This is a genomic window from Hallella sp., from assembly GCF_037460745.1.
GTDB lineage: Bacteria > Bacteroidota > Bacteroidia > Bacteroidales > Bacteroidaceae > Prevotella > Prevotella faecis.
This window is the reverse complement of sequence record NZ_JAXVAE010000033.1, coordinates 1-8,781: the sequence shown is the minus strand read 5'-3', so window position 1 is coordinate 8,781 and position 8,781 is coordinate 1. Positions and strand designations below refer to the sequence as shown.

At 49.3% G+C, this 8,781-nt stretch carries 6 protein-coding genes; all 6 read left to right on the top strand.

All coding sequences use genetic code 11. The features are described 5' to 3' along the window. The first annotated feature begins 79 nt into the window (after positions 1 to 79). Positions 80 to 2,359 carry a carboxypeptidase-like regulatory domain-containing protein gene (locus tag WKK33_RS00730; protein WP_337932046.1) on the top strand — a complete coding sequence of 760 codons (2,280 nt, stop codon included), beginning with the start codon at positions 80 to 82 and terminating at the stop codon, positions 2,357 to 2,359. 273 nt (positions 2,360 to 2,632) lie between these two features. Continuing rightward, positions 2,633 to 4,654, top strand: a complete 2,022-nt coding sequence (locus WKK33_RS00725; RefSeq protein WP_337932045.1) for a histidine kinase — start codon at positions 2,633 to 2,635, stop codon at positions 4,652 to 4,654. A gap of 25 nt (positions 4,655 to 4,679) precedes the next feature. Beyond that, positions 4,680 to 5,426, top strand: a complete 747-nt coding sequence (locus WKK33_RS00720; protein WP_215759660.1) for a response regulator transcription factor — start codon at positions 4,680 to 4,682, stop codon at positions 5,424 to 5,426. Positions 5,427 to 5,441: 15 nt separating this feature from the next. After that, entirely contained in the window at positions 5,442 to 6,770 is a 1,329-nt protein-coding gene (locus WKK33_RS00715; RefSeq protein ID WP_337932044.1) for a hypothetical protein, read from the top strand. Positions 6,771 to 6,772: 2 nt separating this feature from the next. Next, a complete protein-coding gene (locus tag WKK33_RS00710) occupies positions 6,773 to 7,615 on the top strand; it encodes a hypothetical protein (protein ID WP_337932043.1) in 843 nt (280 codons plus the stop codon). Between the two features lie 92 nt (positions 7,616 to 7,707). After that, positions 7,708 to 8,595: a hypothetical protein gene (locus tag WKK33_RS00705; protein ID WP_337932042.1), complete on the top strand. Its 888-nt coding sequence runs from the start codon at positions 7,708 to 7,710 to the stop codon at positions 8,593 to 8,595. The last annotated feature ends 186 nt before the right edge of the window (positions 8,596 to 8,781 follow it).

The window sequence follows — 8,781 nt, the reverse complement described above, 5'->3', positions numbered from 1 at the left end:
GCCTTATTTGAGGCTTGATACCCCGCCATGCCCTTTCGCTGAATAGTTACAATTAGACCACTAACTAACTTTTAGGGATATGAATCATAAGTTTTATCGTTTCTCGTTTTTCCTGATGGCCTTATTGTTGTCGTTGGCCTCGTGTAGCGAACTGAAAAGTTTGATGAACCCTGATGAAGACCCGGATGAGCCGGGTGATGATCCCATTGAGGTGAATATGGTGTCGTATTCGCTCTCGGGTATAGTGAAGGACGTGAATGGAACACCGCTTGAGGGTGTGCTCGTAACCTCGGGTACAGCCAGTTCAACAACCAATACTGAGGGATTGTTTGATCTCTCGGAGCAGGCGATGGTGGAAAGAAGATCGCTTGTGCGCTTCAGCAAGGATGGTTATTTTGACGTGGTGCGCTCCGCTCCCATAGCCTATGACGATACTTGGAATGTGGTGATGTGCAAGAAGGCGAACAACGACTATACCTCCATCAAGACCTACAACGCATCGACGGCGCAAACCCTGACGGCAGGAAGCATGACCATTGATCTGCCGAAGAACGCTTACCGGATAGACGGCTATGACGAGACCTACTTGGGGAAGGTGAAGACGGAAATGGTGTATCTTGATCCCAACCACGACAGTTTTGCCGAGATGATGCCCGGCGGCGATCTGGCTGCTGTGCGCTTGGACAACTCGAGCGTCACACTGTTATCGTATGGCATGGCCGACCTGAATATGTTTGGCGACAATGGCGAAAAGCTGCAACTGAGGAAGGGTGTGAAGGCCCAGCTCACGTTCCCCATCCCTGCGGGAATGGAAAGCAACCGACCCGCCAGCATCCCCCTGTGGAGCTTCAACGAGAAGACGGGCCTTTGGGAAGAAGAGGGTAGCGCCACCTTGCAAGGCGATGTCTATGTGGGAGAAGTGTCCCACTTCTCATGGGTTAACCTCGACTGGCCTGAGAACCAGGGCCTTGTGATGGGTTACGTGAAGGATACGGACGGCAATAGGTTGCCTGGTGTGCGTGTGAATGTGGGGCAGGTGGTTTCGAGTGTAACCGACGATAACGGCTATTACAGTCAGGTTGTGCCGGCCAACACCGATTTCAGCATCACGGTGAAGCCCAAGAATTACGGTGGATATAATAAGGTGGTGAAGGTGGATGTGCCCGCCCTTACTCCTGGAGAGCAGCGCCAGGTAGATATTGTGTTGCCACGATTGGTGCGCGTGTATGGTAAGGTTATTGATGGCGAAAGCCAAGGTGTGCGAGCCTCGGTATGGGTGGAGACCAGTAAGACCTGTACGGAAAGCGTACAGACCGATAAAGATGGACAATTCAGCATATATGTTCCTGAGGGAATGAAGGGCGACGCCGTGGTGAAAGCCCGCTCGCAAAGCGGACAGGAAGCCTCGGAGCAGATTACCATTAGTAAGGAAGATGTTTGTGTGCTGTTGAAAATGAAGGGGAACGGCGGAGCCGGTGAAAACAAGATACATATCTATTCGGATGCGCTGGGCGATGTGGATTGGCCAGTGCCAACAACGAACGGTGCGCAGAATGTGGTGTGCGTGGTGGATGGGACCTTGGTGCTGGTGCCTGGCGATGAGCAACATGTAAACATGGGCATGCAGGTATCCAACTACAACAAGAACCAGACGAAATACGACCAGGGTGTTGTTGTGATGGTGGAAAACACGGTTACGGGAGGATCCTTCCATTCTGAAGATGGCAAAAACGTGGAGTGTACGGTGGATAAGACCGACGACGCTTTCGTGATCGCCTTGAGTGGTTATGGAACGTTCTATAGCAAACAACAAGGGATGAGCGATGAGAACGCAAAGATTGTGGCGAAAAACATGAAGTTCAACCATCTGTTTACAGGTAAGACCTTACGCAACGTTATGCCTCGCGATGCAGGCTTCCCGTCGTTTACGCCACAGTTGGATGTAAAGGCGCCGTTGGCCATGAACATTACTGAGAGCCCACACCTGGGTAAGGGCGGAATGATATATTATAATGGTGATGAGGCCGACTATAAGACCTTGAGGGCGGCAGCCGCTAAGTTGGGCCTCGACAAATTGGGCGAGGACAACGAGGCCGGTTACATGGAAGTTATTTACTACTCGGCCAAGAAACAAACATTGGTGATGATAGAATACGACGCTGGCAGCTCTCCTATAGACGAGGACGCCACATGGGAAGATGCGGATGCGCCAATCATGGTGACGGTTCTCGATGGCATCAGCGAAGACTGGTTGGAGCTGATGTTTGGAGACGACGACACAAGAAGCCGCGCCAACAGTAAGACCGTTGCCAACAAGCTTCGTTATTTGGGTAAGATGAACAGGGTAGGAAGAAAATAACATAGGTGTTGCCCAAATGAAACAAACCAATGACAATAGCGAGATAGGCTGCCGCACGATACACATGCGGCAACCTATTTTCGCGTTTCAGATGGATCGCGTAGGACGGAGGTCACGCCTTCCGGTTTGTGGGCACGTGTGGGTTGGTAGTAAGGAAATGAGTAGATAATCGATTAAAAAGTAGATAAAATAGCGTCAAAGGCTTGCTGGTTTGCTGCGTTTTTATTAATTATGCAGTGTGAATAACTACTGTTTGATTGATAAAGGAAGAAAATGAAAAGGAATTGCAAGAAAAATATAGGGACTGTGTTGCTGCTCCTGATGGGATTGATGGCTTCGTGTGGACACACAGTAGATGAGAAGGCTGACGCGCAGCGTGTCGGCCGGTTGCACCAGTTGGACGAGTTGCTCGGAGCACAGTCGCCCGATGCCTTGAAGGAGATTGAGAAAGGCATGCGCGAAGCGAAGGACAGCATGGCGTACTATGAGTGTTACGTTAGAAAGGGTAGGTGGTTCTGCCAATCGGATACGCCCGACTCTACGGTCAACTACATGGACCGCACGATACGGTTTGCGCTCAGTCAGCCCGACACACCGCGACGCAACGGACTCTTGGCATATACCTACAACTGCCAGGCTATCAACTACCACAACTTCCACCGTAAGGCGGACGAGGTGGTGAGGCTCTACCGGTTGGCCTATGAATATTCTATGCGGAGCGATATGCAGCATCAGGCTCCCAGCATCTGCGCCAACCTGGGCGACGCGTTTGTTTACAAGAACCAGTTGAGGGAGGCGGCCGGTTGCTATCGTAGGGCTTTGTTTCTCGTCGATTCCCTGCAGTTGCCTAAGGAGGAGAACGTGACGCTTTATGTGGGATTGGCCGACATCTACCTGAAGCTGAACGACTTTGAGAGCTCACTCAAGTGTTACCAACAAACAGAAGCCTATCTCTCGGTGTTGTCGCTGTCGATGCAGGCTTATTACTTGAACAACTATGGCAGTTTCTACTATTACAAGAAAGACTATCCGCAGTCGCTTCGCAAGTTCCTGCAGTTGGAAAGGCTGCTTGTAAAGAACGGTAAGGAGAATTGCTTCGACATGTATCTCTGTAAGCTCAACATGGCCGATGTGTACCTCAACCTCGACAGCATTGCCTTGTCGGAGAAGTATCTGGCGGAGTGTGAGCCTTTCCTGGTGGCCAACCATGATGTGGCGGCGGTGTATTATTGCAACACCATTCATATCGGACAGGATGTGAAGAAAGGCAATATGGCGGCTGTGGCGCGCACACTGAGCGACGAGAGACGCCTGCTGGGGGCGGATGCCGAGAGCCAGGTGGCCTTCGGCTTGCGACAGATACGCAACAAGTATTTGCGCAAATATTATCTGGCCACAGGCAATTATAGGATGGCCTACGAGAACTTGCGTGAGGATATGCAGAAAAACGACTCGTTGGAGCATAAACGGACCAATATGCGCGCTTCGGAAATTATGGACCGTTTTGCGCAAGACACGCTGAAGTTGCACCATGAGTTGGCGCTCGAACATAAGTCGGTGGAACTCAACAAGACGCGACAGATGGCCTTGGCGGCGCTGATGGTTGTGCTGGTGGTGTGTATGTTCTTTGTCATGAAGAGCATGCGATCGGGCAAACGATTGGAGGAGAGCAAGCGACGCGTATTGCAGTTGAAACTCGAGGGGGCGCGAAACCGCATATCGCCCCACTTCGTGTTTAATGTGCTTAACAACAAGATATTGCATGCCAATACGGCAGAGGCGAACGAGCTGATGACGTTGGCGCGATTGATACGCAGCAACCTCGACCTGTCGTGCCAGATGAAGTTGGCGCTGGGAACTGAGTTGGATTTCGTCAGGCAATATCTAACGTTAGAGAGTCCGTTGATGGGCGACGATTTCGACTATGCCATTGAGGTGGACCCCGAGGTGGACTTGGAGAACACCAGCATTCCTTCGATGTTTGTGCAAATCTTGGTGGAGAACGCCTTGGTGCATGGCTTGAGAGGTTGGGATGGCAAGAAGACGCTGCGGATTGATGTGCTACGTGAGCAGGCAAGCACGGTGGTTGCCGTTGTGGACAATGGAAAGGGATTTGATATTCGCAAGAAAGGCAAGAAACGCACTGGATTGGGAATCATTACCCAGACATTGGCGGTTGTAAACGAGCATAACCGCAACAAGATGACATTCGCCTTGCAGAATGTTAAGGCGGAAGATGGAAGGGTGTTGGGATGTAAGGCGCAGGTGTGCATTCCCGACGGCTTCGTAATGTAAATTTGAAACGATTAACGCAAACAGTATGAAAGTTGTAATCATCGACGATGACAAGAACGCAGGATTGGCTTTGGCCGACTTGTTGGAAACCCGATACGACATGGAGGTGCTGGGGCATGCCCTGTGCGCTTTGGACGGATTGGCCCTGTTGAACAAGCACCAGCCAGACGTGCTGTTTCTGGATGTTCAGTTGCCGGATGTCAATGGATTGGATTTTATCGACAAGTTGTCGGAGTTTACCCATGGGCGCTGTCAGGTGGTGATGTACACGGCATACGATGAGTTTGTGGTGACGGCCTTCAGAAAGCAGGCGTTCGATGTGTTGCTGAAGCCCATCGATACGAAGGAACTCGACACGGTGGTGAAACGCCTGGAGAAGGAGCATGAACGGATCGTGGAGAGAGGAGACCGGGAAATGCCGGCCACGCTGAACGGCAAATTGCTGTTCTATACCAATTCGGTCGACTTCAAGGTGGTCGACAAGGATGACGTGTGCCTGTTCCAATACGACCACGATATGCGCTGCTGGGAGGTGGTGGTGGCTGAGACCAAAAAGGCCATCAAACTGAAACGCAATGTGAAGAGCACCGACCTGCTGGCGCTCGACAACCACTTCCTGCAAGTCAACCAGAAGTATATTGTTAACGTGAACTACCTGATTGAGGTGGTCGACAATGTGTGCCATTTCTATCCTCCATTCGATGAGATCGACTATGTGAAGGTGGGACGGTTGTTTAGAAAGAGACTGATCGATAGGTTTTTAAGTATTTAATGTAATAAAGGAAAGATGAAGCAAAAGTTTTCAATCATCGTGGTTATGATGATTGCCCTCTGTTGGGGACATGATGCGTTCGCTCAGAAGGCGAAACGTGCCAAAAAAACGAAAGCCCCGAAAGTTGAGGTGGCGAAGGTTGTAGAGGAAGTGCCTGTCGCCCCAGTGGATACGGTGGTGGTGGATACGGTTGTGCCTGTGGCGCCCCCAGAGCCGCAAGACCGTCTCGACACCATCTATTATAATAGGAACTGGAAGGTGACGAAGAACAAGGCGTTTGCCAATTATTATCGGTTGGCACTGTATCCGGCCGACTCGACGGCTGCCAAGGAGTTTCGCACCTATTATATGACGGGCGAGTTGCAAGGCGAAGGTGTATTCGTGGAGCTCGACAAGGCTGATGATACGAAGAGCGAGTTCAAAGGCTTGGTAACCAACTACTTTAAGAATGGTAAGTTGAAGGAGCAGAAGACTTTCGAGAACGGAAAACTCACCAATGAGTACACTTCTTATTATGAGAATGGCAACGTTAAGGAGCACTTCTTCATGAAAGAGGGTAAGAAGCTGGGTGTAGGCGCCGTTTTCACAGAGGATGGCAGGGTGTGCACGCTGACACCGTACAAGAACGATGCGTCTGAGGGCTTTTATGTCGTGGTGGATGCAGACGGTAACTACTCTAAGTATTCATCAACCGACAATCAGCCTATCCTGGAAACACCGTCGATTGAGGAAATTGAGACCGAATATAAGAATGGTGTGGCATGGCCATATTATAACAAGAACGGACTTATCGTGGGCGTGAGCAACTCTATGGTGGGCGAGAATATTGGCGATTATAGGGAAATTGGACTGTTTATAGTCAACAAGAGTATGATCAACGTTGACATTGACCCCTTGCAAATCGAAATCTATGACATGAAGGGTGGAAAGCGTAAGGACTTCGAACTGGTTGGCGCTGACGAATACGACAATAAGATTTTGAAGTTTAAGAAAAAGGTAGCCAAGCGTAAGGTGAAGAACAAGGTGGTGGTGCAGACCGAACGTGAGAACAATGTGAACGCTAACTTGGGAGCGCAGGTGTTCGACGCTGGCTCGTCTAACACCCTGAAGAATTTCCAAATGCGCATTTGCAAGATGCGCCAATTGGAGGCCGGTAATCGAATGAAGTATTCGGAGAAGATGCCGGAGGACCTGGGATACCTGGAGCGAACCACCATCCATCCGGGTGAGGTGGTGTCGGGTTACCTCTATACTTCCGACCGTAAGACCAATGATCTGTTTGTCAAGGTGAAGATCAGTGGCATCGATTATCTCTTCGAGTGGAAGGCTAATAAGAAGAAGTAAGTTTGAATGATAAAATATTAACTGTTTATATAGATTCTGTGATGAAAAAAATCGTAATGATGGCTGCTTTGAGCCTTGTGTTTGTAACCAGTGGCTATGCGCAGTTTAAGAGAACGGCCTTCAATCATGTTGGTCTGAACGTGGGTGCAGGTACCGAGGGTATCAGCTTGGGCGTAGCAACTCCTGTCACCAATTTCTTGGAATTAGAGGCCGGTGTCAATGTCATGCCGGGCTTTAAGGTGAACGCTGATGTTGATCTGGAAACCAACGGTTCTTTGAACATGGGGGGTGTTGACGTGCCCATTCCTGTTTCTACAATGGAGTTGAAGGGCGATTTCGCTCGCACAACATTCAATGTCAAAGCGAACGTGTATCCTTTTGGTGGCAATAGTAAGTTGTTTGTGGCTGCGGGTTTCTCAGTCGGTGGTAACAAAATCGCGAAGCTGAGTGGTCATAGCGATGAACTGGAAAGCTTCATCAATCAATATCCTGGCTACAAGCAGGAGATCTTGGATCAGGTGGGTGTGGCACTCGCCGATTATCAGGTGAAGCTGGATGAGAACTGCAATGTAGATGGCGATATTCGTTGCAACTCGTTCCGCCCTTACCTGGGATTGGGATTTGGACGTTTGGTGCCGAAAAATCGTCTGGGATTCCGCGTGGAACTCGGATGCCAGTTTATGGGATCATTGAAGGTCTATCAGAATGACGAGGAACTCGATATCCATGAGATACTTGACGGTACCCTTGGAGCTGGTGAAGAAAGCGACAAGATCTCTAAGTTTATCGAAAACTGGAAGTTCTATCCTGTCCTTAAATTTCAGTTGGTGGGAAGAATCTTATAAGACATTAGATTTTTTGTAATTTTTCCGATTTCTTGCGTTTATGTGTTGTTTTATCTTGTATCTTTGCAAATAAAACTAACACTTGACCGCATATGAAACTATTTGTTCGCCTCATGGCGTTCTTTATAATGAGCGCCGCCTTCTCCTCGTGTCAAAAAGCCGTATTCGACGAAGACGATGGGGGAGGCGGCGCTGTTGATGGTGTGGCGATCCGTTTTCAAGTCACACAGTTTGAACAAATACCATTTGGAAGCACCAGCACGAGTCGTGCAACGGATGTGGGGAAAGCATGCACACAGATCAACTTTGCCATTTACCAAAATGGAACGAGGGTAAAGCAAATCAATCAAAAGGCATCGGATGCTGATTTCGGCGCTGTCAACCTGTCGTTGAAAGAGGGACGTTATTTGGTGGTGGTGCTTGCGCATAGCTGTGATGGCATTGCAACGATGACCGATCCGACGAAGATCACTTTCCCCAATAATAAGGTGACCGATACGTTTTGGTATAGTGATAGCATCAATGTCGAACAAGATTGCACTTATCAGTTGAAGTTGAAGCGCGCGGTGGCCATGTTTCGATTGCAGGCCACGGATGCGGTAACCGCTGATGTTAAAATGGTGCGCCTATATTATACGGGCGGTAGTTCCACATTCGATGCCATCAATGGGGTGGGGTGTGTCAACTCCAAGCAGTGGGAAAAATTCAACATAACCGATGATATGATTGGAACAGTCCGTAACTTTGAGGTTTACTCTTTTCCCAAAGCCGATAACAAGGGCTTGAATGTGACGGTAACCACGCATGCTAAGAATAGCAACGTGTTATTCGAGAAAGAAATAGCTAACGCGCCCATCCAGCGCAACGTGATTACTGTTTACAAAGGGCGACTGTTCAGCAAAAACGCCGATAGCAAGGGCGATTTTAACGTAGACCTTAGCTCGGATGACGAGTGGACAACCAACGAATTTACATTCTGAAATAGTGAGGGGCGGGTCATTCGCCCCTCTTTTCTCATTTTTGTGCCGTTCCCATTCCTTTTCTTCTCTTTTTTCTTCTTTTTCTTTCTTCTTTTGCATGCTTTTTTCTCTTTTTGGTGTTCCCCTTCCCATCTTTTTTCTCCTTTTCGTCCTTCCCGTTCCCTTTGGGCGCATATTTGCGCCCAC